Origin of the sequence: Bradyrhizobium tunisiense (assembly GCF_042263385.1) — a bacterium.
Taxonomy (GTDB): Bacteria; Pseudomonadota; Alphaproteobacteria; order Rhizobiales; family Xanthobacteraceae; genus Bradyrhizobium; species Bradyrhizobium tunisiense.
On record NZ_JBHLEV010000003.1, the window covers coordinates 229,184 to 254,244 of the forward strand.

Annotated in this window: 26 protein-coding genes; 11 read left to right on the forward strand and 15 right to left on the reverse strand. The window is 65.0% G+C overall.

Annotation, left to right across the window (positions count from 1 at the left end; genetic code table 11):
• Nucleotide 1: 1 nt before the first annotated feature.
• From ACFDR6_RS14325 to ACFDR6_RS14345, 5 genes are read right to left on the reverse strand one after another with little or no spacing between them, the layout of a single operon-like run.
• Entirely contained in the window at nucleotides 2-1,147 is a 1,146-nt protein-coding gene (locus tag ACFDR6_RS14325) for an acyl-CoA dehydrogenase family protein (protein WP_317242074.1), read from the reverse strand.
• Nucleotides 1,148-1,160: 13 nt separating this feature from the next.
• Entirely contained in the window at nucleotides 1,161-1,988 is an 828-nt protein-coding gene (locus ACFDR6_RS14330; RefSeq protein ID WP_317242075.1) for an SDR family NAD(P)-dependent oxidoreductase, read from the reverse strand.
• A gap of 21 nt (nucleotides 1,989-2,009) precedes the next feature.
• A complete protein-coding gene (locus tag ACFDR6_RS14335; RefSeq protein WP_375858677.1) occupies nucleotides 2,010-2,420 on the reverse strand; it encodes a MaoC family dehydratase in 411 nt (136 codons plus the stop codon).
• Nucleotides 2,417-2,875 carry a MaoC family dehydratase N-terminal domain-containing protein gene (locus tag ACFDR6_RS14340; RefSeq protein WP_375858678.1) on the reverse strand — a complete coding sequence of 153 codons (459 nt, stop codon included), beginning with the start codon at nucleotides 2,873-2,875 and terminating at the stop codon, nucleotides 2,417-2,419. Before ACFDR6_RS14340 ends, ACFDR6_RS14335 begins: the two co-directional genes overlap by 4 nt.
• A gap of 8 nt (nucleotides 2,876-2,883) precedes the next feature.
• Complete coding sequence (locus ACFDR6_RS14345; protein ID WP_375858679.1) at nucleotides 2,884-4,065, reverse strand: lipid-transfer protein; 1,182 nt, start codon at nucleotides 4,063-4,065, stop codon at nucleotides 2,884-2,886.
• Between the two features lie 88 nt (nucleotides 4,066-4,153).
• Between ACFDR6_RS14345 and ACFDR6_RS14350 the strand changes: the two genes are divergently transcribed.
• The 3 genes from ACFDR6_RS14350 to ACFDR6_RS14360 all read left to right on the forward strand — a co-directional run bounded on the left by ACFDR6_RS14350 (nucleotide 4,154) and on the right by ACFDR6_RS14360 (nucleotide 7,236).
• The gene (locus tag ACFDR6_RS14350) at nucleotides 4,154-4,894 is read left to right on the forward strand and encodes a TetR/AcrR family transcriptional regulator (RefSeq protein ID WP_375858680.1); all 741 of its coding nucleotides are present in this window, start codon (nucleotides 4,154-4,156) and stop codon (nucleotides 4,892-4,894) included.
• Nucleotides 4,891-6,447, forward strand: a complete 1,557-nt coding sequence (locus tag ACFDR6_RS14355) for an acyl-CoA synthetase (protein ID WP_375858681.1) — start codon at nucleotides 4,891-4,893, stop codon at nucleotides 6,445-6,447. The genes ACFDR6_RS14350 and ACFDR6_RS14355 overlap by 4 nt, the downstream gene beginning before the upstream one ends.
• A 171-nt stretch (nucleotides 6,448-6,618) precedes the next feature.
• Nucleotides 6,619-7,236: an alpha/beta hydrolase family protein gene (locus ACFDR6_RS14360; RefSeq protein WP_375859117.1), complete on the forward strand. Its 618-nt coding sequence runs from the start codon at nucleotides 6,619-6,621 to the stop codon at nucleotides 7,234-7,236.
• Between the two features lie 3 nt (nucleotides 7,237-7,239).
• Here the strand turns inward: ACFDR6_RS14360 and ACFDR6_RS14365 are convergent, their stop codons facing one another.
• The gene (locus ACFDR6_RS14365; protein ID WP_375858682.1) at nucleotides 7,240-8,214 is read right to left on the reverse strand and encodes a ketopantoate reductase family protein; all 975 of its coding nucleotides are present in this window, start codon (nucleotides 8,212-8,214) and stop codon (nucleotides 7,240-7,242) included.
• A 153-nt stretch (nucleotides 8,215-8,367) separates the two neighbouring features.
• Between ACFDR6_RS14365 and ACFDR6_RS14370 the strand changes: the two genes are divergently transcribed.
• Complete coding sequence (locus ACFDR6_RS14370) at nucleotides 8,368-9,165, forward strand: enoyl-CoA hydratase-related protein (RefSeq protein ID WP_375858683.1); 798 nt, start codon at nucleotides 8,368-8,370, stop codon at nucleotides 9,163-9,165.
• A gap of 15 nt (nucleotides 9,166-9,180) precedes the next feature.
• On the opposite strand, the gene ACFDR6_RS14375 is transcribed toward ACFDR6_RS14370, so the two are convergent.
• Nucleotides 9,181-9,438 (reverse strand): hypothetical protein, encoded by a 258-nt coding sequence (locus ACFDR6_RS14375; RefSeq protein ID WP_249152857.1) that lies wholly within the window; start codon nucleotides 9,436-9,438, stop codon nucleotides 9,181-9,183.
• A 78-nt stretch (nucleotides 9,439-9,516) separates the two neighbouring features.
• Entirely contained in the window at nucleotides 9,517-10,401 is an 885-nt protein-coding gene (locus tag ACFDR6_RS14380; RefSeq protein WP_212079625.1) for a LysR family transcriptional regulator, read from the reverse strand.
• A gap of 111 nt (nucleotides 10,402-10,512) precedes the next feature.
• On the opposite strand from ACFDR6_RS14380, the gene ACFDR6_RS14385 reads away from it, so the two are divergent.
• From ACFDR6_RS14385 to ACFDR6_RS14400, 4 genes are all read left to right on the forward strand, one after another.
• The gene (locus ACFDR6_RS14385) at nucleotides 10,513-11,877 is read left to right on the forward strand and encodes an FAD-dependent oxidoreductase (protein WP_375858684.1); all 1,365 of its coding nucleotides are present in this window, start codon (nucleotides 10,513-10,515) and stop codon (nucleotides 11,875-11,877) included.
• 35 nt (nucleotides 11,878-11,912) lie between these two features.
• Complete coding sequence (locus tag ACFDR6_RS14390; RefSeq protein ID WP_212079627.1) at nucleotides 11,913-12,917, forward strand: ABC transporter substrate-binding protein; 1,005 nt, start codon at nucleotides 11,913-11,915, stop codon at nucleotides 12,915-12,917.
• 187 nt (nucleotides 12,918-13,104) lie between these two features.
• A complete protein-coding gene (locus ACFDR6_RS14395; protein WP_375858685.1) occupies nucleotides 13,105-13,878 on the forward strand; it encodes an ABC transporter ATP-binding protein in 774 nt (257 codons plus the stop codon).
• Nucleotides 13,871-14,689 carry an ABC transporter permease gene (locus ACFDR6_RS14400; protein ID WP_212079629.1) on the forward strand — a complete coding sequence of 273 codons (819 nt, stop codon included), beginning with the start codon at nucleotides 13,871-13,873 and terminating at the stop codon, nucleotides 14,687-14,689. Before ACFDR6_RS14395 ends, ACFDR6_RS14400 begins: the two co-directional genes overlap by 8 nt.
• A gap of 110 nt (nucleotides 14,690-14,799) precedes the next feature.
• Here ACFDR6_RS14400 and gtdA read toward each other — a convergent pair whose 3' ends face one another.
• Entirely contained in the window at nucleotides 14,800-15,840 is a 1,041-nt protein-coding gene (gtdA, locus tag ACFDR6_RS14405; RefSeq protein ID WP_375858686.1) for a gentisate 1,2-dioxygenase, read from the reverse strand.
• A gap of 142 nt (nucleotides 15,841-15,982) precedes the next feature.
• Here gtdA and maiA point away from each other — a divergent pair, with 142 nt between their 5' ends.
• Nucleotides 15,983-16,615, forward strand: coding sequence for a maleylacetoacetate isomerase (gene maiA, locus ACFDR6_RS14410; RefSeq protein WP_212080757.1), 633 nt, complete (start codon nucleotides 15,983-15,985; stop codon nucleotides 16,613-16,615).
• On the forward strand, nucleotides 16,605-17,117 hold the full coding sequence (locus ACFDR6_RS14415) for a MarR family winged helix-turn-helix transcriptional regulator (RefSeq protein ID WP_212079631.1): 513 nt from the start codon (nucleotides 16,605-16,607) through the stop codon (nucleotides 17,115-17,117). Before maiA ends, ACFDR6_RS14415 begins: the two co-directional genes overlap by 11 nt.
• 192 nt (nucleotides 17,118-17,309) lie before the next feature.
• Here ACFDR6_RS14415 and ACFDR6_RS14420 read toward each other — a convergent pair whose 3' ends face one another.
• The 6 genes from ACFDR6_RS14420 to ACFDR6_RS14445 form a co-directional block, all read right to left on the reverse strand.
• Nucleotides 17,310-18,923, reverse strand: coding sequence for a benzoate-CoA ligase family protein (locus tag ACFDR6_RS14420; RefSeq protein ID WP_375858687.1), 1,614 nt, complete (start codon nucleotides 18,921-18,923; stop codon nucleotides 17,310-17,312).
• The gene (locus tag ACFDR6_RS14425) at nucleotides 18,920-20,059 is read right to left on the reverse strand and encodes an FAD-dependent monooxygenase (RefSeq protein ID WP_317242090.1); all 1,140 of its coding nucleotides are present in this window, start codon (nucleotides 20,057-20,059) and stop codon (nucleotides 18,920-18,922) included. The genes ACFDR6_RS14420 and ACFDR6_RS14425 overlap by 4 nt, the downstream gene beginning before the upstream one ends.
• A 191-nt stretch (nucleotides 20,060-20,250) precedes the next feature.
• Complete coding sequence (locus ACFDR6_RS14430) at nucleotides 20,251-20,466, reverse strand: hypothetical protein (protein ID WP_212079634.1); 216 nt, start codon at nucleotides 20,464-20,466, stop codon at nucleotides 20,251-20,253.
• Between the two features lie 129 nt (nucleotides 20,467-20,595).
• Nucleotides 20,596-21,420 (reverse strand): cysteine rich repeat-containing protein, encoded by an 825-nt coding sequence (locus ACFDR6_RS14435; RefSeq protein ID WP_375858688.1) that lies wholly within the window; start codon nucleotides 21,418-21,420, stop codon nucleotides 20,596-20,598.
• Nucleotides 21,421-21,565: 145 nt separating this feature from the next.
• Nucleotides 21,566-22,567, reverse strand: coding sequence for an NADP-dependent oxidoreductase (locus tag ACFDR6_RS14440; RefSeq protein ID WP_212079636.1), 1,002 nt, complete (start codon nucleotides 22,565-22,567; stop codon nucleotides 21,566-21,568).
• A gap of 185 nt (nucleotides 22,568-22,752) precedes the next feature.
• Nucleotides 22,753-23,556 (reverse strand): ATP-grasp domain-containing protein, encoded by an 804-nt coding sequence (locus tag ACFDR6_RS14445; RefSeq protein ID WP_375858689.1) that lies wholly within the window; start codon nucleotides 23,554-23,556, stop codon nucleotides 22,753-22,755.
• Nucleotides 23,557-23,928: 372 nt separating this feature from the next.
• Here ACFDR6_RS14445 and ACFDR6_RS14450 point away from each other — a divergent pair, with 372 nt between their 5' ends.
• Nucleotides 23,929-24,702 carry a ferredoxin--NADP reductase gene (locus ACFDR6_RS14450; RefSeq protein ID WP_375858690.1) on the forward strand — a complete coding sequence of 258 codons (774 nt, stop codon included), beginning with the start codon at nucleotides 23,929-23,931 and terminating at the stop codon, nucleotides 24,700-24,702.
• The last annotated feature ends 359 nt before the right edge of the window (nucleotides 24,703-25,061 follow it).

Below are 25,061 nucleotides of genomic sequence, written 5' to 3' on the forward strand. Positions count from 1 at the left end.
CCTACAGCGACCGCGCGATCAGCAGCTTCATGATCTCGTTGGTGCCGCCATAGATCTTCTGGATGCGGGAATCGATGAAGATGCGCGAGATCGGGTATTCCTGCATGTAGCCGTAGCCGCCGAACAGCTGAAGGCATTCGTCGGCGGTTTCGACCTGCTTCTCCGAGCACCAGTATTTCGCCATCGACGCCGTGACGGTATCGAGGTCGCCTGCGACCAGCCGCTCGATGCACCAGTCCACGAAGACGCGCGCGATCATTGCCTCGGTCTTGCGCTCGGCGAGCTTGAAGGCGGTGTTCTGGAAGTCCATCAGCGGCTTGCCGAACGCCTTCCGCTCCTTGGTGTACTCGGTGGTGAGCTTGACCGCGCGCTCCATCGCGGCGACGGCACCGACCGCGAGCGCGAGGCGTTCCTGCGGCAATTGCTGCATCAGCTGGACAAAACCCTGGCCCTCCTCCTTGCCGAGCAGGTTCTCGGGCGGGACCGTGACGTTGTCGAAGAACAGCTCCGACGTGTCTGAGGCGTGCAGGCCGATCTTGTCGAGGTTGCGCCCGCGCTTGTAGCCATCCGCGCCCGAAGTCTCGACCACGATCAGCGAGATGCCTTTCGCCCCGGCATCGCCGGTGCGCGCGACCACGATCACGAGATCGGCGGCCTGGCCGTTGGTGATGAAGGTCTTCTGGCCGTTGATGACATAGGAATTGCCCTGCTTCTTCGCCGTGGTTTTCACGGCTTGCAGGTCCGAGCCGGTGCCGGGTTCGGTCATGGCGATGGCGCCGACCATCTCGCCTGAGGCCATCTTTGGCAGCCAGCGCTTCTTCTGCTCCTCCGAGCCGTAATTGAGGATGTAGTGGGCGACGATGGCGCTGTGCACGGAGACGCCGGTCGTCAGCTCCGGCACTGTGCTTTCGAGGTCGTCGAGCACCGCGGCGTCATAGGCGAAGGTCGCGCCGAGGCCGCCATATTCCTCGGGCACGCTGGCCAGCAGCGCGCCCATCTCGCCGAGCCCGCGCCAGGCGAAGCGGTCGACCATCTTCTGCTCGCGCCATTTTTCGGCATGCGGCGCGAGATCCTTGGCGAGATATTTCCGGAACTGGTCGCGAAACGTGTCCAGCTCTTCGGTCATCCATGACGATCGATAATGCATCGGGGCCTCGTTCTCAGACAATCAGGCCGCCGCCGGCGACGACCACCTGGCCGCTGATATAGTTGGATTCCGGACTGCAGAACAGATAGACCGCGTCGGCCGCCTCTTCCGGCGTGCCGCCGCGGCCGAGCGGGATCATGCGCGACATGGCATCCAGCATGTGGGGCTGCACGCCCACCTTGATGTCGCGGCCGGCGACGTCGATGGTCTTCTGCTGGGCCTCGATCGGCTGGGTCAGACGGGTGTTGATGAGCCCGAAGGCGACGCAATTGACGTTGACCTTGTAGCGGCCCCACTCCTTGCACATGGTCCGGGTCAACCCAATCAGCGAGGCCTTGGCCGAGGAATAGCTGGCCTGTCCGGCATTGCCGTAGAGGCCGGCGATCGAGGAGATGTTCACAACCTTGCGGAACACCTCGCGGCCTTCCTCGGCTTCCTTCCTGGCGAAGACCCGGATCGGCTCGGCCGCCGCGCGCAGAAGCCGGAACGGGGCGACGAGATGGACGTCGAGCATGGCCTGGAACTGCTCGTCCGTCATCTTCTGGATGGTGGAGTCCCAGGTGTAGCCGGCATTGTTGACGATGATGTCGAGCCCGCCGAACTTGTCCAGTGCGGCGCCGACAAAGCGGTCGGCGAAACCCGCTTCCGAGACGCTGCCGTTCACGGCGACGGCGTCGGCGCCGAGCGCCTTGATCTCTGCGACCACGGCATCGCCAGGCTCGGCATCGAGGTCATTGACGACGACCCTGGCGCCCTCGCGTGCGAGCTTGAGTGCGATCGCGCGCCCGATGCCGCGGCCCGAGCCGGTGACGAGCGCGACTTTTCCCTGCAGTTTTGCCATTTGAATGAATCCTCCTTGCTGTCAGAGCGCGATGACGGCGCTGCCTTCGAGCTTGACCTCGCCGCGATCGTCCGTGGTGGTGAGCGCCAGCCTCGCGCGGCGCTCGCCATCCTCGGCGAAGAGCTCCGTTACAGTGCCCTCGCATGTCAGCTCGGCGCCGAGCTGGGTGATGGCGACGAACCGGGTCGAGAAACCGCGAAGCTTCGATGGCGGCACCGCATCCGTGAGCGCCTGCCCGAGACAGGCCATCACCAGCATGCCGTGGGCGAACACGTCGGGAAATCCGGCCGACTTGGCGAAGTCGATGTCGACGTGGATCGGATTATGGTCGCCCGATGCACCGCAGTAGAGCGCGAGCGTGTGGCGGGTGATCGGCGGAAAGACCTTATGGACGATGCGGTCGCCGGCCTTGATGTCTGCGGATGCCGTCATGACGACGCAACCTCGTTGCGGACCACGATGGTCCGCCCGGTATCAGCGACATGCACGCCGTCCTGGTTGGTCACCTCGCATTGGATGCCGATCAGCGTCATCGCGCCGCCCTTCTTATTCGTCACGCTGGTTACGCTCGGCCGAAACGTCAGGGTGTCGCCGACCAGAACCGGCGCGTGATAGACGAAGCTCTGCTCGCCATGCAGCACGCGGGCGAGGTCGATGCCGAGCGCGGTGAGCATTTCGAAGGGGTCGTCGACGTCCATCATCTCCAGGCAGAACAAATAGGTCGGCGGCACCGGCACGCCAGTGAATCCGGCCGCCCGCGCCGCATCTGCGTCGCGGTAGACCTTGTTCTGCTCACCCAGCGTATTCAGGAAGTAGCGAAGACGGCCCGGCTCCACGCGGGCGGTGACGGGCGTGAAGCAGTGCCCTACGGCGGACTGATCGACCATGACGGAAATCAGTGCCGCTGATAGAGGGTGACGACGCAGGCGCCGCCAAGGCCAAGATTGTGCTGGAGCGCGATTTTCGCGCCCTCGACCTGCGTGGGGCCTGCGGTGCCGCGCAATTGCCGCGTCAGCTCGTAGCACTGTGCAAGCCCGGTGGCGCCGAGCGGATGTCCCTTCGACAGCAAGCCTCCGGACGGATTGGTCACGATCCGGCCGCCATAGGTGTTGTCGCCGTCATCGATGAACTTGCCGGCCTCTCCCTCGCCGCAGAGCCCGAGCGCCTCGTAGGTGATGAGCTCGTTGTGTGCGAAGCAGTCGTGCAGTTCGACGACGTCGAGATCGCGAGGGCCGATGCCGGCGCTTTCATAAACCTGGCCTGCCGCCTCCTTGGCCATGTCGTAGCCGACCAGTTGCATCATGTCGCCGGCCTTGAAGGTCGAGGGCGTGTCGGTGGTCATGGCCTGAGCCGCGATGCGCACCTGCTTGCCGATGCCATGCTTGTCCGCAAATCGCTCGGATACCAGTACGGCGGCGGCGCCGCCGCAGGTCGGCGGACACGCCATCAGGCGCGTCATCACGCCGGGCCAGATCACCTGGTCGTTCATCACGTCGTCCGCCGTGATTTCCTTGCGGAAGAGGGCGAGCGGATTGTTCTTGGCATGACGGCTCGCCTTGGCGCGCACCTTCGCGAAGGCGTCGAGCGGGGTGCCGTACTTCTTCATGTGGCTGAGCCCGGCGCCGCCGAAATAGCGCAGCGCCAGCGGGATGCCGGGAGCGTCGATCAGCTGGTCGGCGGCCGCGTCGAATTCTTCGAAGGCGCTCGGGCGATCGGTATAGACGCTGCCGAGGGCGCCCGGTTTCATCTGCTCGAAGCCGACCGCCAGCACGCAATCGAGCGCGCCGCTCGCGATCATCTGCCGCGCCAGGAACAGCGCGGTCGAGCCGGTCGAGCAGTTGTTGTTGACGTTGACGATGGGGATGCCGGTCATTCCGACATGGTAGAGCGCGCGCTGCCCGCAGGTGGAATCGCCGTAGACGTATCCGACATAGGCCTGCTGGACCGTCTCGTAGCCGAGGCCTGCGTCGGCGAGTGCGAGCCTGGCCGCTTCCGTCCCCATCTCGTGATAGGGCGCGCTGGCGCCCGGCTTGGCGAAGGGGATCATGCCGACCCCCGCGACGATGACGTCAAACATCGCTTCCTCCGAATAAATTACCCATTGGACTTTTTCTTACCCATGGGTAACATATCGCCCGATGCCCACCAGAGTCAACCGATCGAGCATGGCTTCAGCGCCGTCCATTCCGCCGCCCTCGCCGGCGCCTTCTCCCTGGCTGCCGTTCGAGAGCCGGCGCCGCGCCCGCGACGAAAAGCGCGAGGCGGTGCTGCGTGCCGCCGTGCAGCTTTTCCTGGAGCAGGGCTATCATCGCGTGACCCTGAACGAGGTCGCCGATCGGCTGAACATCACCAAGCCCGCGCTGTACAATTACTTCCGCGGCAAGGACGAAATCCTGTTCGAATGCTGGTCGATGGGTGCCGAGCTTGTCGACAGCGTGATCACGGAGATCAACGCCGGCGGTGGTTCGGGCCTCGCCAAGCTGCGCAAGCTGGTGCACGCCTATGCCGGGCTGATGGCGACCGATTTCGGCGCGAGCCTCGTGCGTTTCGACCTGCGCGACCTGGCCGAGCGGAATGCCGGTGTCGCGCGCGCCGCCAAGAAGCGGATTGACGCCACCTTCCGCAAGTACATCTCCGGCGGCATCGACGACGGCTCGATCAGGCCTTGCGACCCCAAGCTTGCGGCGTTCGCGATCGCGGGCTCGCTCAACTGGATAGGCCACTGGTATCGCCGCGACGGCGAGCTGTCGCCGACCGAAATCGCCGACGAGTTCACGGTTCGCCTGACGGAAGGTCTGGCGAGCGCAGGTAGGCAGCAAACGACAAAGAAGACGCCGAGGGCGCCGCAACGGCGCAACTCAGGACGCGCAACACCAGGGAAGAAGCGTACAGGAGGACCGCGATGAACATCACGCATGGGCTACGGCGCGCGCTGCAGATCAATCCGAACGGGCTCGCCACCGTCTATGGCCAGCGGCGCCGCAACTGGGGCGAACTTGGCGAGCGCGTTGCCAGGCTGGCCGGCGGCCTGCGCTCGCGCGGCATCAAGGACGGCGATCGAGTCGCCGTGCTATCCTTCAACTCGGACCGTTATCTCGAGCTTTACCTCGCGACCGGCTGGGCGGGCGGCGTGATCGTGCCGCTCAACATCCGCTGGAGCGCGCTGGAAAACGAGGATGCGCTGCGCGACTGCCGTGCCTCCGTTCTGCTGGTCGACAAGGCCTTCGCCCAGGTCGGCGCGCAGCTCGCCGGCGCCATTCCGGAGTTGAAGCTGATCTATGCCGATGACGGCGAGGTGCCGGCCGGGATGGAGAGCTATGAGGATCTGGTGGCCGGCAGCGCTGCGGTTGCCGATGCCATGCGCAAGGGCGACGACCTCGCCGGCATCTTCTACACCGGCGGAACCACCGGGCGTTCCAAGGGCGTGATGCTCAGCCACCAGAACCTGATGGCGAATGCGCTCAACGCTCTCGGCGAAGGACTGTTTCCGGGGAGTGCGACCTATCTGCACGCCGCGCCGATGTTTCACCTCGCCAACGGGGCGGCGATGTATTCCCTGCTGCTCTCCGGCGGCTCAAACGTGATCGTTCAGGGCTTCACGCCCGAAGGCGTGATGGCTGCGATGCAGAGCGAGCGCGTCACCGACGTTCTGCTGGTGCCCACGATGATCCAGATGTTCGTCGATCACCCCGCGATCGGAAACTACGACTTGTCGTCGCTCAAGCACATCATCTACGGGGCCTCGCCGATCAGCGAGGCGGTGCTCGACCGTGCCGCTCGCGCGCTGCCGCATGTGCGCTTCACGCAAGCTTATGGCATGACCGAATTGTCGCCGATCGCGACACTGCTGCATGCCGGCGAGCATGTCGGGGAGGGGCGCAGAAAGGGACGTCATCGCGGTGCCGGCCGCGCCACGCTCGGCTGCGAGGTCCGCATCGTCGACGAGAACGACCGGCCCGTGCCGGCAGGGTCGGTCGGCGAGATCGTGGTGCGCGGCCATACCGTGATGATGGGCTATTGGGAACGGCCGGAGGAGACCGCGCGCGCCGTGGTCGACGGCTGGATGCACACGGGCGATGGCGGCTATATGGACGAGGACGGGTTCATCTATGTCGTCGACCGCGTCAAGGATATGATCATCTCGGGCGGCGAGAATGTGTATTCGGTCGAGGTCGAGAACGCGCTGGCGCAGCATCCGTCGGTGCTGCAATGCGCCGTCATCGGAATTCCCAATGAACAATGGGGGGAGCAGGTGCATGCCGTCGTGGTCAGACGCAGCGGCGTGGATGTTTCGGCGGGCGAGCTGATCGAGTTCACGAAGACGTTGATTGCTGGCTACAAGTGCCCGCGCAGCATCGAGATCACCGAGACGCCGCTGCCGCTGTCCGGCGCCGGCAAGGTGCTGAAGCGCGAGCTGCGCCGGCCGTTCTGGGAGGGGCGGGAACGCCGGGTCAGCTGACGGCTTCCGCTCGCATCGAGGTGCACACACCCGCGACGAGCGCGCGAAGTTTCGTGTTTTCAGATCGCGGTCGCGCAGGTACCATTGGTGCAATCCATTCGGGAACATTCAGTCTTGGTCGAGACGCGCGAGCTCAAGCTCGACATCGAGCGCATCGGCACGGTCTCGGCAATGCTGACGCGGCCGGACCATGCGCGCGCCTGCTACGTGCTGGCGCACGGTGCCGGCGCCGACATGCGGCACTCCTTCATGGAGAAGGTCGCGGCAGGCCTGGCGGAGCGCGGCATCGCGACGCTCCGCTTCAATTTTCCGTACATGGAGAAGAAGCTGGGGCGTCCAGACCAGCCGGCGGTCGCGCACGCCGCCATCCGCGCGGCGGTGGAGGAGGCGACGCGGCTGTGCCCGGGACTGAAGCTCGTTGCCGGCGGAAAATCGTTCGGCGGGCGCATGACGTCGCAGGCGCAGTCGAAGGCACAGCTGCCTGGTGTCAAAGGGCTCGCCTTCCTCGGCTTTCCCTTGCATGCCGCGAAGAAGCCCTCATCCGAGCGCGCAGAACACCTCACCGGCATCGCCATTCCCATGCTGTTCCTGCAAGGCACGCGCGACGGGCTTGCCGATCTCGGCCACCTCAAGCCGGTGATCGCCACGCTCGGGCCGAAGGCGACGCTACATGAGATCGAAGGCGGCGATCACTCCTTCGCGGTCTTGAAAAAGTCCGGCCGTAGCAACGACGAGGCGCTGTCAGAGGTGCTCGACACGCTGGCGGCGTGGATCGACCTGCTCGCCTGAACTTCACGCGGAGTAAAGCCCCTTGTCGCGCGCCTTCTGGATCGCGAGCGCGGCGATCAGATCGAGTGTCGGCGTCGACAGGCCGGCGGTGCGCGCGAAAGCTTGGGGCGCCCTCACCAGCACGTCGATTTCCATGGCACGGCCGAGCTCGTAATCCTGGAGCAGCGACGGCTTGTGATTGGGGGCAGGGCCGCTGCGGGTCACGCGCTTGACTTCGGGGATGAAGTGCTGGGCGATCTCGTTGGCCTCGCTCAGCATGCGTGGAATCACCTCCACAAAGGCGGGGTCGTCGCGCACGCCCCGGGCGGTCTGGCCGGTGAGCAGGCACAGCACCGAGAGCGACATGTTGGTCAGCAGCTTTGACCAGATCGCCTCGCGGATCTCGGCGACCGGCGGCGATTCCAGCCGCGCCTCGTTGAAGACGCCGCGCAACTTGGTGATGCGTTCGCAATGGCGGTCATCGCATTCGCCGATCAAGAGGCGGTTGCGGTCCGGGGTGAGGTTGTGCACCACGCCGGGCGCAATCACCTCGTTGGAGGAGAAGACAACGCCGCCGATGATCCGTTCCTTCGGGATGCAGGCGCGCAGGCGTCCGCCGGGGTCGAGGAAGGATATGTCGGGCGGGGTCGGGTGCCGCGGCGGCAGGCCGGTGCCGTACCACCAGGGGATGCCGTTCTGCGCAAATATGATCGCGGTGTCGTCCTGGAGCAGCGGCTTGATGCTGGAAACCAGCCCCGGCAGCGCAGTTGCCTTCAGCGTGCTGATGACCACATCCTGCGGGCCGAGCTGGGCCGCATCGCCCGATGCGTTCACCTTGGCGCTGACCTCGGAATCGCCGACGCGCAGCTTGAGGCCGCCTGCACGCGCGGCCTCGAGATGCGCGCCCCGCATCACGCATGAGACCTCGTGGCCGGCGCGCGCCAGCCGGACCGCGATGTGGCTGCCGACGGCCCCCGCGCCGAAAATGCAGATGCGCATGATGATTCCGTCCTGTCCCTTGGTGCCGTCAGGGCGGCAGCATGACACAAGCCGCCATGCGATGGGCGCGACCGCCCTACGCTGGAAAGATATGGATCGGGACGCGTGGCCTCGGCCATAGTGCGTGCCAAGCAACTGACCGGAGGATCGCCGATGACTGCCAGCCCCGTCCTGTGGACCCTTGATGAGCGTGGGGTTGCGAACGTCACGTTGAACCGGCCGGAGGTCAACAACGCCTATGACGGTGCGCTGATCGCAGGCGTGCTCGCGGCCATGGACGAGTTGGCGAAGAAGCCGGCCTTGCGCGTCGTCGTGCTCCGGGGCAACGGCAGGCATTTCCAGGCCGGCGCCGACCTGAAATGGATCAACGGCGTGCGTCCGCAATCAGCGGAGGCCAACGAGGCAGCGTCGCGCGCCACCTTCGAAGCGGTGCAGCGGCTCAACACGCTGCCGATCCCGACCGTCGCCCTGGTGCAGGGCGGCTGTTTCGGCGGCGGCACCGGCGTGATCGCGGCCTGCGACGTAGTGATTGCCGCCGACAATGCCCTGTTCTCCATCACCGAGGTGCGTTGGGGTCTCACCGCTGCGATCATCATCCCGCAGCTTTGCGATGCCATCGGCGTGCGGCAAGTCCGCCGCTACGCGCTGACCGGCGAACGTTTTGGTGCCGAGGACGCCCGCCGCATCGGCCTCGTTCACGAGGTCGTGCCGCTCGCCGAACTCGAAGCTGCAGGCCGCAAGGTGGTCGAGCAATTGCTCGCCAACGGACCCGACGCGATGGCCGAGACCAAGCGCCTCGCGCTCGAAAGCTCGTTCGGCGGTATGGCGGTGGACGATGCGGCGTACACCCGGCTGGTGCATCTGCATTCACTCAAGCGCCAGAGCGCAGAAGCGGCGGAAGGGCTGGCCTCGTTCGCGGAGAAGCGGGCGGCGAAGTGGACCGGCGGCTAGAGCCGAGCCGGCCGCTCAGCAGCCGCGGCAGATGTTGTTGATGCTGCGATAGACGGCGTCGTCGTCCTGCCGCATCTGGCGCAGCGTTTCGAGTGTGGTGCCATCGTTCGTGGGTGCGGGCGGCTTGCGCTTTGCGGCGAGCTCTTCCTCCTGCCGCTTGTAGCAGGCCTCGCGATCGGGCTTGACCTGGATGAAGCGGCAGTTCTGCTCCACGGCTGCGGCGGTGGTGGCGGAGATCGCGAGAGCAATCAAGGCAGGCAGGGCAGGTTTCATGACAATCGAATCCATGGCGGCCCCTTCTCTCAGGTCCATTGTCGGAGAGCAACCGCCATCCTGGGATAGCGCCGCCGCCTATAGCGACGGCGTCAGTGACGTTTTCAGCAATGTCAGCAGCGCCTGGACGGCCGCTGCGTTGCGCCGCCGCTCGGGGATCGCAGCCTTCACCCACAATTCCGGAACCGGAAAGTCGCGCAGCACCGGCTTCAGCCTGCCGTCCCGCAAGGCATCCGCCACGAGATAATGCGAGATCAACGCGATGCCGTTGCCGGCGATGGCGCTGCGCGCCAGCACGTGCCCCTCGTTCGAGGAGAGTAGCGGGCTGACCTGGATGCTGATACGGCCGCGCGGCCCGTCGAAAATCCACTCCGGGCCCGTCGGCAGAAAACTGAGGCAACGATGCTCGACGAGGTCGCGCGGATGCTTTGGCGTGCCATGTTTCTTCAGATAGGCGGGCGAGGCACAGAGCAGCCGCTTCAGCGCGCAGAGCGGCTCGTCGACCACGCCGCCGAACGAATGCGGGAAAGCGCCGATGGCGATGTCGAAGCCTTCGGTCACGGGATCGACCGGGCGATCGATCAGCACGATATCGAGCTTGAGCTTCGGGTTCTGGGTCTGGAACGCACTGAAGGCATCGGCGAGCCGTGCCACCGTCAGTGAGGTCGGCGCCTTGATGCGCAAGTGATCGACGAGATCGTGGCCTTTCTCGCCCATGCGCGAGAGCAGGTCGGTCGCGTCGGTCACCACACCGCGCGCGCGATGCACGTAGCGCTGCCCGGCTTCGGTCAGGCGCAACTGCCGGGTCGAGCGGTGAAACAGCGGCGTGCCGATCCGCGCCTCCAGTTGCGTGACGCGCTTGGCGACGACCGAGGTCGAGACATCGAGTTTTCGCGCCGCGGCGGAGAAACCGGCCGCATCCGCGGTGGCGAGGAAGGCTTGCAGGTTCACCAGGATGTCCATGTCGACCTTTCTCGATTCGCGTAAGCTGATCGCGTATTTTGGTGGATTGTAGCCCGCCTCGCGTTAATTCATAGTCGCACCCAAGCAAGAGAGTTCGGGAAGGGACGTGCCATGCGGGCCATGACGATCGAAGAACCGGCACGCCAGGTGCCGCTTTATGGCGAGTACGAAGTGGTCGTGCTCGGCGGCGGCCCGGCCGGCATCGTCGCGGCGGCTTCAGCCGCGCGCGCGGGGCGAAAGACGCTGCTGATCGAGCGCTACGGCTTCCTCGGGGGTATGGGCACCGCGGCCGGTGTCACCAATTTCTGTGGCCTGCATGGCAATGTCTACGGCGAGCATCGCCGGCTGGTGCAAGGCATGGCCTCGGAGTTCCTGGCGCGCATCGATCGGCTGGGCGGCCTCAACACGCCGCATCTGATCCTTGGCAAGGTCTTTGCCCAGGCCTATGACACCGCGGCCTACAAGATCGCGGCCGACGAGCTGCTCGCCAGTCACAATGTGCACATTCTCTTCCATGCGCTCGGCGCTGGCGTGGTGATGGGGAACGAACGCCGCATCGACGCGCTGATGGTCGAGACCAAGGCCGGCCGGCGAGCGGTGCGATCGGAGATATTCATCGATTGCTCCGGCGACGGCGATCTCGCGGTCTGGGCCGGCGCGCCGTTCGAAATCGGCGACCAGCATGGCCATCCGCTGTACCCTTCGATGATGCTCCGCCTCAACGGCATCGATCCTGAGAAGGCGGGCGAAGCGTGGCGGACCATCCCGCATTTGATGGAGAAAGCCATCGCGGCCGGCACGCATCAATTTCCGCGGAAAAGCGCGATCGTGCGACCGCAGAAATCCGGCATCGAATGGCGGGTGAACTTCACGCAGGTCGCGCGCGCGGATGGCCACGCCATCAACGGCGTCGAGCCCGACGATCTCACCCGCGGCGAGATCGAGGGCCGCAAGCAGGCGCTTGCCGCGTTCGAATTCCTGCGCACCGTGCCGGGCTTCGAAAAATCCTACATCGTCGATTTGCCGCCGCAGCTCGGCATCCGCGAGACCCGCCGCATCAAGGGCGGCTACCAGCTCAGCGGCGAGGACGTGCTCGGCTGCGCCTCCTTCACCGATTCCATCGGCGTCAATGGTTGGCCGATCGAGGCCCATGTTCCCGGAGACGTCGTCTTCACCTTCCCGCCGATCCCGGACTCGCGCGGCTATAACGAGCTGCCGTACCGGATGCTGGTGCCCGAAGGCGTCGACAATCTCCTAGTCGCCGGCCGCTGTGCCTCGATGACCCATGAGGGCCAGTCGGCGGCCCGGGTATCCGGTGCCTGTTTCGTGATGGGGGAGGCGGCCGGTTCCGCCGCGGCGCTGGCGCTGTCCGGAAATCGGATCCCGCGTGACATCCCCGTTGAAAAATTGCAGGAAACGTTGAAACAACAGGGCGCCTTCATCGGCCGGGATCAACCGGCCCCTGAGGGCCTCTAACGGACTGCTGAGAGAAACGACGAGGGAGGAACGGGATGATCGGGATTGCGCGGCTTGCGGTAGCCAGTCTTTTGGCGATTATGGCGGTGGGCACGGCCCGGGCCGAAGACGCGCTCAAGGCCAGGATCGGCGTGTTGCGCCTGTCCTCCTCCGCGCCGGTTTTCATTGCGCAGGACAAGGGCTATTTCCGCGAGGCCGGCCTCGAGGTCGAGCTGAAATTCTTCGACGCGGCGCAGCCGATCGCGGTCGCGACGACCTCGGGCGACGTCGATTTCGGCATCACCGCCTTCACCGCGGGTCTCTACAATCTCGCCGGCAAGGGCACGCTGAAGGTGATCGGCGGCATGAGCCGCGAGAAGGCCGGCTATCCCCTGATCGGCTATTTTGCCAGCAACAACGCCTACGCGGCCGGGTTGAAGACGCCGAAGGATCTCGCCGGCAAGCGCGTGGCGATGACCCAGGTCGGGTCGAGCTTCCACTATTCGCTCGGCCTGCTCGCCGACAAATACGGCTTCAAGCTCGCTGAGGTGAAGATCGTGCCGCTGCAATCGCTGTCGAATGCGGCGGCTGCGCTGAAGGGCGAGACCGTCGATGCGGCACTGCTGCCGATCTCCACGGCGCGAAAACTGATGGACGAGGGCGGCGCGAAATTCCTGGGGTGGGTTGGCGACGAGACGCCCTGGCAATTGGGCGCGGTGTTCGCCTCGCCGAAGACGCTGGCCAACAAGGCGCTGGTGACGAAACTGCTCGGCGCGCTCGCGAAGGCGGACCGCGAATATCACGACGTCATCCTCGCCGCGATGAAGGACGGCGTTGCGCCCATCAACGACAAGACTAAGCCGCTGCTGGAAATCATCGCCAAGTACACCAATCTGCCGGTCGAGCAGGTGGTCGGCAACTGCGCCTATATCGATCCCGATGGCAAACTCGACGTGAAGAACGTCGACAACCAGATCAAATGGCTCCAGGAACAGGGCTTCGCCGACAAGGGCTTTGACGCGGATGCGATCATCGCCAAGGACTATGTGAAGGCGGATTGATGTCACTGGCTCCCAACCATCCCCGTCATCCTGAGGTGCGCGATTTGCGGTCTTCCGCAAGTCGCGCCTCGAAGGATGCACGGCCCGGATGCAGCGGGGCCACTCATCCTTCGAGGCTCCCGTTGCGATGCCTGAGCATCGCAACGCTCGCACCTCAGGATGACGGGGTGAGACCGGGAGATGCCGAATGGACCTGATCGCCAACCACATCACCCATCGCTTCGGCGAGCTCGCCGTGCTCGACGACGTCTCCTTTACCGTCAGCGCCGGCGAGGTGGTGGCGATCGTGGGGCCTTCCGGCTGCGGCAAGAGCACGCTGCTGTCGATCCTCGGCGGACTGTTGCAGCCGACCTCCGGCGCGCCCGAGCTGCGCGGCGCGCCGCCGGCGGACAGTCTCAATCCGCTGACCTTCGTGTTCCAGGATTTTGCGCTGCTGCCCTGGGCTACGGTCGAGGAGAACGTCGAATTTCCGCTGCTGCATACCCAGCTTTCGGCCGCGCAGCGCCGCGCGCTGGTCGAGGACGCCTTGCGCCGCACGACGCTGACTGATTTCCGCAAAGCCTATCCCAAGCAGCTTTCCGGCGGCATGCGCCAGCGCGTCGGCATTTCGCGCGCGCTCGCGGTCAAGCCCGCCATCCTCTTGATGGATGAGCCGCTGTCGGCGCTGGATTCGCAGACCCGCGAACTCTTGATGGAGGATTTCGTCCGCCTGCTCGCCGATGGCGGCATGGGCGCGGTGTATGTCACCCACAATCTCGAAGAGGCGGCGCGGCTTGCAGACCGTATCGTGGTGCTGTCGCGGCGGCCGGGCCGTATCCGCGAGGTAGTGGCCGTGCCGATGTCACGGGCCGCGCGCGCCGAAGCTGCGGCGCGCGAGAAGCTGCTTGCGCTGCAGAACCAGATCTGGTCGCTGATCCGCAACGAGGCCATCGATGCCGAGCGCGAGGTCCAGCATGCTTGACCGTGCTGGGACACCTGCGAAGGACGAGACGACGCGGCGCGTCCGCTTTCGCGGCGCCGGCTTCGTGCCGGCGTCGAGCCGGTTCGGCGGCTGGATCGCGCTCGCCCTCGTCATCGCGATCTGGCAGGCGGCCGGCAGCGCCGGCCTCGTCAATTCATTGTTTCTGCCGGCGCCATCGGCGATCGCGCGCGCGATCTACCAACTCGCGATCTCGGGCGCGCTCTGGCAGCACCTGTCGGCGTCGTTGCTGCGTATCGGCATCGGCTGGCTGCTGGGGACCGCGGCGGGCGTCGCCGTCGGCTTCGCCATCGGCTTGTCGCGGCTCGCGCGCAGCGTCGGCATCACTTTCATCTCGGCGCTGTTCCCGATCCCGAAGATCGCGCTGCTGCCGCTTCTGATACTCTGGCTCGGCATCGGCGAAGAGCCGAAGGTCGCGACCATTGCCCTCGGGGTGTTCTTCTCGACCGCGATCTCGGTCTATAGCGGCGTCGACGCGGTGCCGCGCAACCTGATCCGCATGGCGCAGAGCTTCAACGTGCCGTTCGCGACCATCGTGCGCAAGGTGATCTGGCCTGGCGCATTGCCCGCGATCCTCGCCGGCTTCCGCATCACGGCATCGGTCGCGCTCTTGCTCGTCGTCAGTGCCGAGATGATCGGCGCCCAATACGGCATCGGCGCCTTCGTGCTCCAGGCCGGCAATCTGATGCAGACCGATCAGCTGCTCGCGGGCGTGGTGATCCTGTCGGTGTTCGGGCTCGCGATCGGCAAGGTGATCGGCTGGCTGGAGACGCGGCTGTTGCACTGGCGGTAGCCAAAATTCACCGCTGCCGTGGTGGGCAAAGCGCGAGCCTGCCCGCCGCCTCATGAGTCGCGAAGACGCGGTCACGGCGCAAGGGCGCCTTTGCCCACCCTACGAGAGCATCATGCGTTGCCTCTGTCCTCCCGAAACAAATCCAGCTTCTGCTGGACCGGCCGATCCGAGAAACTGAACAGCACGGCGTCGTCCTCGGCCTCGTGTGTGACCCAGTGCCAGCTCGGCACCACGAACAAATCGCGCGGGCCCCATTCGAAGACGGTGTCGCCGATGCGGCTGCGGCCGCGGCCCTCGATCGGGCAGAACACCGTCGCGTCGGTCGCGCGATAACGCACGGTCTTGAATCCCTTCGGCAGCAGCTGGATGAAGGTGCCGATCGTCGGCATCGCGAAATCGCCGGTCTCGGGATTGCTGAACTTCAGCTTCAGCCCGTGGCAGGCGTCCCATTCCTGGCTCGTCCTCGCCTTCTCCAGCGCTTCACGGGTGTAAGAATAGGGATAGCTGAAGATCGGCGAGGTCTTCGACGAACGCTTCACGTCGACCGGCAGCAGATTGTGCCCGTAGCGCGCAAAGCTGTCGCCCGCGGGTTTTGTGATCTTCTGCTGGTCCTCTTTCGATCCTTCCGCGAAGGAGCAGTCGAAGAACTGCACCAGGGGAATGTCGAGGCCGTCGAGCCAGAACATCGGCTGATCGGTCTCGTTGGAATGATCGTGCCATGTCATCGACGGCGTGATGATGAAATCACCGGGCTCCATCGCAGTACGCTCGCCGTCCACGGCGGTGTGTGCTCCCTTGCCTTCGAGCACGAAGCGCAGGGCGGACTGGCTGTGGCGATGCGCCGGCGCGACGTCGCCCGGCACCACCATCTGCACGCCGGCATAGAGCGACGTTGTGATCTTGGATTGCCCACGCAGGCCCGGGTTCTCCAGCACCAGCACGCGCCGCTCGGCCTCCTTGGCGGTGATGAGCTTGCCGGCTTCAATCATGTAGTCGCGGATGATTTCGAATTTCCACAGATGAGGCCGGCAGGCGCTCTTCGGCTCCGGCGTGATCAGGTCGCTCATCACCGTCCATAGCGCGGTGAGGTTTTCGCCGTCGATCTTCCTGTAGAACGCCTCGCGTTCCGGCGTCTTGGTCACGGCTTCCATGGTTGCTGCTCCCGATCGTTTGTTGATTGACAGTATACTGACGATCTAGGTAGCGTCAACGTAGGGAACGACATACAAGGTCTTCGTCATTCCGGGCTCCCGCTTCGCGAGCCCCGGAATGGACGGAACAAGGGAGGTCTCGATGAAGCTGCACGGCTATTTCCGCTCCAGCGCCGCTTATCGCGTGCGGATCGCGCTGAATCTCAAAGGTCTCGGCGCCGAGCATCTGCCGCATCATCTTCGCAAGGGCGAGCAATGCGCGCCCGCCTATCTCGCCATCAACCCGCAAGGCCTGGTGCCCGCGTTGGAGAGCGATGCGGGGACAGTGCTGACCCAATCGGTGGCGATCATCGAATGGCTCGACGAGACGCACCCCAATCCGCCGCTGCTGCCGAAGGATCCGCTGCAGCGCGCCAAGGTGCGGGCGTTTGCGCTGGCGATCGCCTGCGACACCCATCCGGTGCAGAACCTGAAGGTGCTGGCGCGGCTGCGCGAACTCGGTTTGCCCGAGGAGAAGGTCCAGGACTGGGCGGCGTGGGTCAACCGCGAGGGGCTGTCGGCCTGCGAAACGTTGATCAAGGATGAGCCGGGACCGTTCTGCTTCGGCGCTGCGCCGACGCTGGCCGATCTCTGCCTGGTGCCGCAGCTCGCCAATGCGCGTCGCTTCGGTGTCGACGTCTCCGCATATCCGCGCCTGCTGAAGGCGGAAGCTGTCGCCAAGGCGCTGCCGGCCTTCATCGAAGCCGCACCGGAGAAGCAGCCCGATGCCGAGTAAGCCGTCCCCTCCGATCACGATCGACGCAGTCTATGCCGCGCCGGGCTATCTGTTCCGGCGCATGCAGCAGATCGCGGTCTCGATCTTCATGGAGGAGTGCAAGGCGTTCGACCTGACGCCGGTGCAATATGCGGCGCTGATCGCGATCCACACCCACCCCGGCATCGACGCGACGCGGCTGTCGGCGGTCATCGCCTTCGACCGCTCGACGCTCGGCAGCGTGATCGAGCGGCTACAAGCCAAGGATTTTGTCGAGCGCAGGCCTGCGCCCGAAGACAAGCGGATCAAGCTGCTCTACCTGACGAAGGCGGGCGCGGCGATCCTGCGCGAGATCATCCCCGCCGTCGAGCGCGCTCAGGCGCGCATGCTGGAGCCGCTGAAGCCGGCAGACCGCAAGACGCTGATGGGTCTGCTCGTGCAGCTCGTCGACCTCAACAACGAGGCCTCACGCGTGCCGTTGCGGGCGGAGGATGCGCTGGAGCATCTGGGCAAGGCGGGGTGAGGGGCGGCGCCACGACAACAGCGCAGAGCTCAACTGTCGTCCCGGACAAGCGAAGCGCAGATCCGGGACCCATACGCCGCAGCAATAGTTGGTGAAGAAAGGCAATGATCATCTCGCGCGACAACCACCGCTGCGGCGTATGGGTCCCCGCGTTCGCGGGGACGACACCGAGACTGTGGTGGCGCCGTCCCCTCACATCCTCAACAACGCCTGGCGATCAATCTTCCCCGTGCCGGTTTTCGGCAGCTCGTCGGTGAAGATCACCTCGCGCGGATATTTGTAGGGCAGCAGCTTGCCCTTCACATAGTCCTGCAGCCGCCGCGTCGCGTCACCAGGGTTAACGGTGCGGTTGTTCATCACCACGACCGCCTTCAGCGTCATCCGGCGGTCCGGCAGCTCGGCGGCGAACACCGCGCATTCGCGGATCTCGGGGTGGTCGGCGAGGCAGAGCTCGACCTCGAGAGGATAGACCCACTGGCCCGAGATCTTGATGAGATCATCGGCGCGGCCGCGGAAGAAGTGGAAGCCATCGGCATCGCGGACGAAACGATCACCAGTGTAGATCCACCCTCCCTCGCGGATGGTCTCGACGGATTTGTCCGGCCGGTTCCAGTACAGCGGCGTGTTGGAATCGCCGCGCACCCACAAGATGCCTTCCTCGTTGTCGGCGACGTCGCGGCCGTCCTTGTCGCGGAGCGCGACCTCGTAGCCGGGGACGCGCAGGCCTGCGGCGCCGAGCTTCTTCCGCTCGGGCCGGTTCGAGAGATAGATGTGCAGCACCTCGGTCGAGCCGAGGCCTTCGACGATCTCGAGGCCGGTGAGCGTCTTCCAGCCGTTGAACACCTCGGCTGATAGCACCTCGGCCGCGGAGAGCGCCATGCGCAATGACGAGAAGTCGGTCTTGTCTGCGCCGTCAGCCTTGGTCAGCGACGTATAGAGCGTCGGCAGGCCGAAGAAGACCGTCGGCCTGGACTGCGCGATCGCGGCAAAGATCGAGGCGGGCTTCGGCTGGCCCGGAAGCAGCAGTGTCGCCGCGCCCGCAGAGAACGGGAAGGTAACGGAATTGCCGAAGCCGTAGGCGAAGAAGATTTTCGGCACGGAGAAGCAGATGTCGTCAGGCGTCAGCTTCAGCACGCTCTGCGCAAAGGCGGCTTCGCTATAGGCCATGTCGTGCTGGAGATGCACGATGCCCTTGGGCCGTCCGGTCGACCCCGAGGAATACATCCAGAACGCCATCTCGTCGCGGTGCGTGGGCGCTTCGGCCAACTCGGCCGGGAACTGTGCGAGCCAGTTTGCCGCCGCAACCGCTTTCGGTGCCGCATGATCGCGCACCTCGCCATTGACGACGATCAGCGTGCGCAGACCGGTGTCCTTGCAGGCTTCCCGGTCGAAGCGCGCGCAGAACTCGGCATCCGCCACGGCAACGCTCGCGCCGGAATCGGCGAGATAGAATTGCAGCAGATCCGGCGGCGTCAGCGTGTTGATCAGGAGCGGCACGAAGCCGGCGCGCACCGCACCGAAGAAGGCGGCCGGATAGGCCGGGGTGTCGTCCAGGAACAGGAGCACGCGGTCGCCGCGCGTGAGGCCGAGTGATGCAAAGCCGTTGCCCCAGCGGCAAGCCTCCGCGCAGAGCTGCGCATAGGTCCGCGTGCCCGCGGGACCCAACAGCGCGATCTTGTCGCCGCGGCCCTTGGCGAGATTGTCGAACAGCACGCGGCTGGCGTTGTAGGTTTGCGGAACGGCAAAGCCGATCTCGCGAGCCCCCTCGCTGTCGGCGGGCACCTGGTCGCGAATCTCGTTGCTCATGCCTCGTCTCCGCCGTTCCTGGCCGCCTCGTAGCGGGCCATGAAGCCCGGCGACATCGCGCGCAGCCGGGAATCGTCGATCCGGCCGGAGCGGGTAATGTAGCTGTAGGCGAAGTCCATCAAGTCGAGCTGCATGTGCTGGGCGAAATGCTCGTACCAGAACGCGCTGGTGCGCGCGGCATTGACGAGCTTCTGCACAACCGGTTTTCGCGCGGCCTGGTAGCGATGCAGGGCGGTAGCAAGATGCGCATCCGATTCCAGCGCCTTGACAAGCGCAATGGCGTCCTCGATCGCAAGCCGCGTGCCCGAACCGATCGAGAAATGCGCGGAATGCAGGGCGTCGCCGAGCAGCACCATGTTCTTGAACGACCAGTGCTCGTTCCAGACCCAGGGAAAGTTGCGCCAGACCGATTTGTTGGAGACGAGGCAATGGCCGCCGAGCGTATCGGCGAATACCTCCTCGCAGACGCCCTTGGACTGCTCGACGTCCTTGTAGGCGAAGCCGTAGGCCTGCCATGTTGCATGGTCGCATTCGACCAGGAAGGTGCTCATGGCCGGCGAGTAACGGTAATGATGGGCGTTGAAGGCGCCGCGGTCGGTCTTCACGAAGGTCTGCGACAGCGTGTCGAACCGCTTCGAGGTGCCGTACCAGACGAACTTGTTGGAGGAGTAGGACAGCGAGGTGCCGAAATCGCCCTCATAGGCGCGGCGCACCAGCGAGTTCAGCCCGTCCGCGGCGACGATCAGATCGTGCCCGTTGAGCTGGTCGATGGCGTGGACCGGCGTATCGAAGCGCGGCGTGACGCCGACGTCGAGCGCGCGCTGCTGCAGGAATCTCAGGAGCTCGAGCCGCCCGATCGAGGAGAAGCCGACCCCGTCGATGGCGACGCTGTCGCCGCCGAGGTTCAGCGTGATGTTCTCCCAGCTCTCCATATGCGGCGCGATCGCATCGACGGTTTCGGGGTCGTCGGCGCGCAGGAATTCAAGGGCCTGGTCGGAGAACACGACGCCAAAGCCCCAGGTCGCGTCGGCCGGGTTCTGTTCGAACAGGTCGACCTGATCCTCAGGGTGACGCTTCTTCCAGAGATAGGCAAAGTAGAGCCCACCGGGCCCCCCGCCAATCACGGCGATCCGCAACGTCTGCCTCCCTAATTGACAGTATACTTACTATCTAGGGGTAGACTAATGTGCTCCGGCGTCCTGCGCCAGCGGAATTATCCGCCGGGCGCCGGCCCGCCGAAACTCATCATTCGGACACACGTTTTGCGCGCATCCGAACCGTCAGGCCGGAATCATAGCCAAACCGCGTCGGCTTGGCTATTCGCGCATCAGACGCAGCGCTTCACATAGACCCCGTTCACCAGCACCCTGGTGCAGCGGACCACCGGAACCGGCTTGCGAACCACGACGGCCGCGTTCGGCCCGGCGCAGCCGGCGCGAACGACACCGCGGGCGCACACCACCGCGTTGGCATCGGCGGCCTCGAAGGTCATGGTGGCTGCGAAGGCGAGGAACGCAGAAGCAACGAGCAGCAATGAACGCATGTTGTTCTCCCTGGGCTTGTCGTGGTCGAAACTGCGCCTGAAGAAAATTATCCGTGTCAGTGTGCGAGCATCCGATCGCGCACGTCGCAATTCATCTCCGTGCTGCGGACGTCCATCATCCGCTTCGTCTTACCTCGCCGCGAACGGCGCAAGCACGTCCCTGCAGGCCGGCGAGAGCGATGCCGCCCGGTTGGAAATGCATTGGATGATCCGGCCGCCGCCGGGCGCCACGCCGGCGCAGAGGGTGCGGATGTCGGCGCCGCAAGCCGACCGCGCGATGAACAGCTCTTCGCGCGGGAGCAATGGCCGCAGCACGATGGCGGCCGGTGCCGCGGCAGGCGCCGCCGCGGCGGCCGGTGCAGCACCCGAAGCGGGCGCCGTCGCCGCCGCTCCGCCACCGAAAGCCGCATCCACGGCCTTGGCGCAACCGGCCGACACCTTCGCCTTGTTCTTCTCCAGGCATTCGATCGCGGGCGCGCCGCCGGGCGGCACGCTGGCGCAGAGCTTCGGATAGTCCCCGCGGCAGGCGCTCTTGATCGCCGAAACCTGCGCGGGGCTCGGCTGCTTTGCTGCTGCTGCCTTGGGCGCGGCCGCTGCAGCCGGTTTGGTCGCCGGCTCGGCGGCGGGCGCCGCTTCCGTTTTGGCCGGCTCGGATTTGGCCGGCTCGGATTTGGCGGGCGCCGCTTCGGTCTTCGGCGCGGCAGCCGGCTCGACCGCGCGAACCGCAGCCTGGCACCCCGACGACAGGCTCGACATGTTCTTGGCGAGGCATTGAACCGCCTCCACGCCGCCGGGCGTCACGCTCGAGCAATGCGCCATGAAGTCCGAGCGGCATGAGGACCGGATGGCGCTCTTCTGCGCCTCGGTCTGCGCGAGCGCTCCTGTTGCAGTTGCGAAAAGCGCCGTCGCCAGCAACGCCGTGCGCGCCGATGCATGCTTCAACGTGTTGAACATCTGATGATTTCCCGCCCCATCGGTAGCGCCGATGATTCTCTAAAATGCAGTGCAATCGCAATTGTCGCGAGTGGCGCCTCGCATGCGGCATCATTCGCCGCTTTGGCGCCACCCGCAAGTCAATTATGCCGGTGCAATTGCGCCGTCAGAGCTTGACCATGCGCTTGCCGCGGTTCTCGCCAGCAAGCAATCCGATCAGTGCTTTCGGTGTGTTCTCGAGGCCGTCGAGAATGTCCTCCTGCACCTTGAGCTTGCCGGATTTCACCCAGGCCTGGAGATCGGCGAGTGCGCGCTCGCTGTCCTTCATGTAGTCCATCACGATGAAGCCCTGCATGACGAGCCGCTTCACCACGATCAGGCCGGGCACGCCGCGCGGGCCATGTGCGGCAGGCGCGCCGTCATATTGCGATATCGCGCCGCAGCAGGCGATGCGGCCGTAATTGTTCATCTGTGGCAGGCAGGCCTCCAGAATGTCGCCGCCGACATTGTCGAAATAAACGTCGATGCCTTTCGGCGCCGCTGCGCGCAACGCCTTGAACACCGCGCCGTCCTTGTAGTCCACGGCGGCATCGAAGCCGAGCGTGGAGGTCAGCCAGTTGCATTTGTCCGCGCCGCCGGCGATGCCGACCACGCGGCATCCCTTGATCTTGGCGATCTGTCCGACGATCGAGCCGACCGAGCCTGCGGCCGCGGAGACCACGACCGTCTCGCCCTCCCTGGGCTTGCCGATCTCCAGCAGGCCGAAATATGCGGTGAGGCCGGCGATGCCGAACACGCTGAGCAGGTGCGTCATTGGCTCGAGCTTCGGCATCTTGGTGAGATGCTTTGCAGCCACGGCGGCAAATTCCTGCCAGCCGGTGTCGCCGAACACGATGTCGCCGGCGGCCAGATCCGGCGCCTTCGAGCTGACGACCTCGGCAATGGCGCCACCGGCCATCACGCTGTTGGCCTCGACTGCGGAGCGGTAGGTCGCGCCATGCATCCAGGCGCGGTTGGCCGCGTCGAGCGAGATGTAGCGCACGCGCAGCAGGGCCTCGCCGTCTTTCGGCTCCGGCATCGCGCCCTCGACCATCTTGAAATGTTCGGGACCGAGCTTGCCGCTGGGCTTTTCCACCAGCAGAATCTGGCGATTGATGTTGCCGCTCATGGCGTTTCCTTCTTCGATTATCTTGATTGTTGATGCCCGCCGCAGATTCACGTCGCAGGCCGCATTCGTTGTGCGCTGTCCGAAGGCTAGATCGCAGCGTTCCATTTCACAACGGGAACATCCTGCCAACGCGATCGCGCCGCCCGATCCGGCGATCGCCAGAGATCGCCGTCGAAGTCTGTGCCTCAGCTTGTCTGTCCAAATACCCGGTCCAGCGCCGCATCGTATGTCGCTTGCACCAGCTCCGGATACAGCCTGCCCAGCGCCTCCATCATCACGCCGGAGTTGATTTCCAGCACGCGCCACTCGCCATCGACACGGACAAGGTCGATTGAGGCGAAGACAATGCCGATGGCGCGCGCAGCATCGATAGCGAGCTTCACGCAAGCCGCGCGATCCTTGCCGTCCTCCAGCAGAACCGGCTTTGCGCCGGCATCGAGATTGTGTCGCCAGTCGATGCCACGCTGCTTGCTGTAGACGACGAGGGGCGCATCCTCGAGCAGCACGACACGGACCTCGTCCTCGATCGGCAGATAGGGCGAGATCACGAGCCCGGCGCTCATCGAGAAGACCTCGGCAACGGCGTGGTCGAGGTCCGCCTCCGTCGTCACCCTGAACACCGAGCGTCCTGATGTCCCCTCGTTCGGCTTCACCACCACGCCTTGCGGATGGTCGTGGAGCAGTTGGAGCATTGCATCCCGCCAGCCGGCGCCAACGACATTCCTGCCGAGCTTCGGATTGAGAAAGAGCTGATGGGGAATGCAGGGCACGTCCGCCAGCGCCAATGCCTCTGATGTCGCGGACTTGTCGCTGGCGAGGCGGTGCGCGATGGCGCTGTTGAGGCCGATGTCGTAGCCGAAGGCGAAATGGCGCGTTCGGCCGCGGCGCATTGCGATCAGCCAGCCGTCGGCGCGAACATCGACGGCGATGCCGTGGTCCGCACAATAGCGCCTGATCGCCTGAACGAAGATTCGCTCGCCGCTTGCCATCTCTGTTGTTCCTGTCGCCGAAAGCCGCAAAAATGCGGGCAATGGCGCCGAACGCGGGGGAAAATCAGAGCTATTCTTAATGAAATTCTCGCGAGCGCGACGGAAATTAAGTGCTGCAATCGCGCCCCGGAGGGAAAAGAAATTGCCCTCCGGGCGTGGGAGGCAGCAGATTCGTTAATGACGCGGTCAATTCCATCGCAAATGCCGGTTTGATCGGCATCAATTGCATCCGAAACGAGGTTGATTATTGGTCGCAATGGCGTAGATCACACACGCGAAATCCTCCGCCATGGCAATGGTGTCCGCCCCCGTTTTCAGGGCCGGGCAACGCTGTTGCCCGAAAAACCGCAATTATTCGGAATATCGAAAATCATGAGCGCGTTTTACCGAGAGAAGGTTCTGTCCGTCCAGCACTGGACCGACACGCTGTTCAGCTTCCGCGCCACGCGCGATACCGGCTTCCGCTTCCAGAACGGCCAGTTCGCGATGATCGGCCTCGAAGTCGACGGCCGTCCGCTGCTGCGCGCCTACAGCATGGCAAGCGCCAACCACGAGGAAGAGCTCGAGTTCTTCTCGATCAAGGTGCAGGACGGCCCGCTGACCTCGCGCCTGCAGAAGATCAAGGAAGGCGACACCATCCTCGTCGGCCGCAAGGCGACCGGCACGCTGATCACCGACAATCTCATCCCCGGCAAGCGGCTGTTGCTGCTCTCGACGGGGACGGGCCTTGCGCCCTTCGCGAGCCTGATCAAGGACCCCGAGGTCTATGACCAGTTCGAATCCATCGTGCTGGTGCACGGCTGCCGCCAGGTCTCGGAGCTCGCCTATGGCGAGAAGCTGGTCGCGTCCTTGCGCGAAGACGAGCTGTTCGGCGAGCTGCTCGCGGACAAGCTCATCTACTATCCGACCGTGACCCGAGAGCCGTTCAGGAATCGCGGCCGCATCACCGACCTCATCAGCTCCGAGCAGATCTTCAACGACATCGGCCAGGGCCCGCTCGACATCGCCACCGACCGCGTCATGATGTGCGGCAGCCCGGCGATGCTGGAAGAGCTGAAGCTGATGTTCGAAGGCCGCGACTTCGTCGAGGGCAGCGGCAACAAGCCCGGCCACTTCGTGATCGAGAAGGCCTTCGTCGAGCGGTAAGCCCGGTTCGCGAAGCTCTCCGTCGTACTGGACTGCTAGCCCTTCGCCTCAGTCGTCGTCCCGGACAAGCGCGCGCCGATCCGGGACCCATAGCCACAGGCCGTGGTTAGGCGAAGACTCGGAGACGTGGTTAGGCGAAGACTCGGAGAGACGGCTTTCTCTCATCACAAAATCCTGTCGTTGGGTCCCGGGTCTGCGCTGACGCTCGCCCGGGACGATAGCTGAGCCCTTGGGGATGCAGTGTGGCCCTCGCGCAGCCCATTAAGGCGCCCGTGGCCCGGCCGTCTCTTCCGTCCCACCCCTTTGCTGCACCGCACCCGCCCCCCCTGCCGATTGATTTGTCTCGGCCGAATTCGCTA

Bases quoted from the DNA above. Each gene is read 5' to 3' on its own strand.
- ACFDR6_RS14325 (WP_317242074.1), bottom strand. From the start codon at position 1,147: ATGCATTATCGATCGTCATGGATGACCGAAGAGCTGGACACGTTTCGC.
- ACFDR6_RS14330 (WP_317242075.1), bottom strand. From the start codon at position 1,988: ATGGCAAAACTGCAGGGAAAAGTCGCGCTCGTCACCGGCTCGGGCCGC.
- ACFDR6_RS14335 (WP_375858677.1), bottom strand. From the start codon at position 2,420: ATGACGGCATCCGCAGACATCAAGGCCGGCGACCGCATCGTCCATAAG.
- ACFDR6_RS14340 (WP_375858678.1), bottom strand. From the start codon at position 2,875: ATGGTCGATCAGTCCGCCGTAGGGCACTGCTTCACGCCCGTCACCGCC.
- ACFDR6_RS14345 (WP_375858679.1), bottom strand. From the start codon at position 4,065: ATGTTTGACGTCATCGTCGCGGGGGTCGGCATGATCCCCTTCGCCAAG.
- ACFDR6_RS14350 (WP_375858680.1), top strand. From the start codon at position 4,154: ATGGCTTCAGCGCCGTCCATTCCGCCGCCCTCGCCGGCGCCTTCTCCC.
- ACFDR6_RS14355 (WP_375858681.1), top strand. From the start codon at position 4,891: ATGAACATCACGCATGGGCTACGGCGCGCGCTGCAGATCAATCCGAAC.
- ACFDR6_RS14360 (WP_375859117.1), top strand. From the start codon at position 6,619: ATGCTGACGCGGCCGGACCATGCGCGCGCCTGCTACGTGCTGGCGCAC.
- ACFDR6_RS14365 (WP_375858682.1), bottom strand. From the start codon at position 8,214: ATGCGCATCTGCATTTTCGGCGCGGGGGCCGTCGGCAGCCACATCGCG.
- ACFDR6_RS14370 (WP_375858683.1), top strand. From the start codon at position 8,368: ATGACTGCCAGCCCCGTCCTGTGGACCCTTGATGAGCGTGGGGTTGCG.
- ACFDR6_RS14375 (WP_249152857.1), bottom strand. From the start codon at position 9,438: ATGAAACCTGCCCTGCCTGCCTTGATTGCTCTCGCGATCTCCGCCACC.
- ACFDR6_RS14380 (WP_212079625.1), bottom strand. From the start codon at position 10,401: ATGGACATCCTGGTGAACCTGCAAGCCTTCCTCGCCACCGCGGATGCG.
- ACFDR6_RS14385 (WP_375858684.1), top strand. From the start codon at position 10,513: ATGCGGGCCATGACGATCGAAGAACCGGCACGCCAGGTGCCGCTTTAT.
- ACFDR6_RS14390 (WP_212079627.1), top strand. From the start codon at position 11,913: ATGATCGGGATTGCGCGGCTTGCGGTAGCCAGTCTTTTGGCGATTATG.
- ACFDR6_RS14395 (WP_375858685.1), top strand. From the start codon at position 13,105: ATGGACCTGATCGCCAACCACATCACCCATCGCTTCGGCGAGCTCGCC.
- ACFDR6_RS14400 (WP_212079629.1), top strand. From the start codon at position 13,871: ATGCTTGACCGTGCTGGGACACCTGCGAAGGACGAGACGACGCGGCGC.
- gtdA (WP_375858686.1), bottom strand. From the start codon at position 15,840: ATGGAAGCCGTGACCAAGACGCCGGAACGCGAGGCGTTCTACAGGAAG.
- maiA (WP_212080757.1), top strand. From the start codon at position 15,983: ATGAAGCTGCACGGCTATTTCCGCTCCAGCGCCGCTTATCGCGTGCGG.
- ACFDR6_RS14415 (WP_212079631.1), top strand. From the start codon at position 16,605: ATGCCGAGTAAGCCGTCCCCTCCGATCACGATCGACGCAGTCTATGCC.
- ACFDR6_RS14420 (WP_375858687.1), bottom strand. From the start codon at position 18,923: ATGAGCAACGAGATTCGCGACCAGGTGCCCGCCGACAGCGAGGGGGCT.
- ACFDR6_RS14430 (WP_212079634.1), bottom strand. From the start codon at position 20,466: ATGCGTTCATTGCTGCTCGTTGCTTCTGCGTTCCTCGCCTTCGCAGCC.
- ACFDR6_RS14435 (WP_375858688.1), bottom strand. From the start codon at position 21,420: ATGTTCAACACGTTGAAGCATGCATCGGCGCGCACGGCGTTGCTGGCG.
- ACFDR6_RS14440 (WP_212079636.1), bottom strand. From the start codon at position 22,567: ATGAGCGGCAACATCAATCGCCAGATTCTGCTGGTGGAAAAGCCCAGC.
- ACFDR6_RS14445 (WP_375858689.1), bottom strand. From the start codon at position 23,556: ATGGCAAGCGGCGAGCGAATCTTCGTTCAGGCGATCAGGCGCTATTGT.
- ACFDR6_RS14450 (WP_375858690.1), top strand. From the start codon at position 23,929: ATGAGCGCGTTTTACCGAGAGAAGGTTCTGTCCGTCCAGCACTGGACC.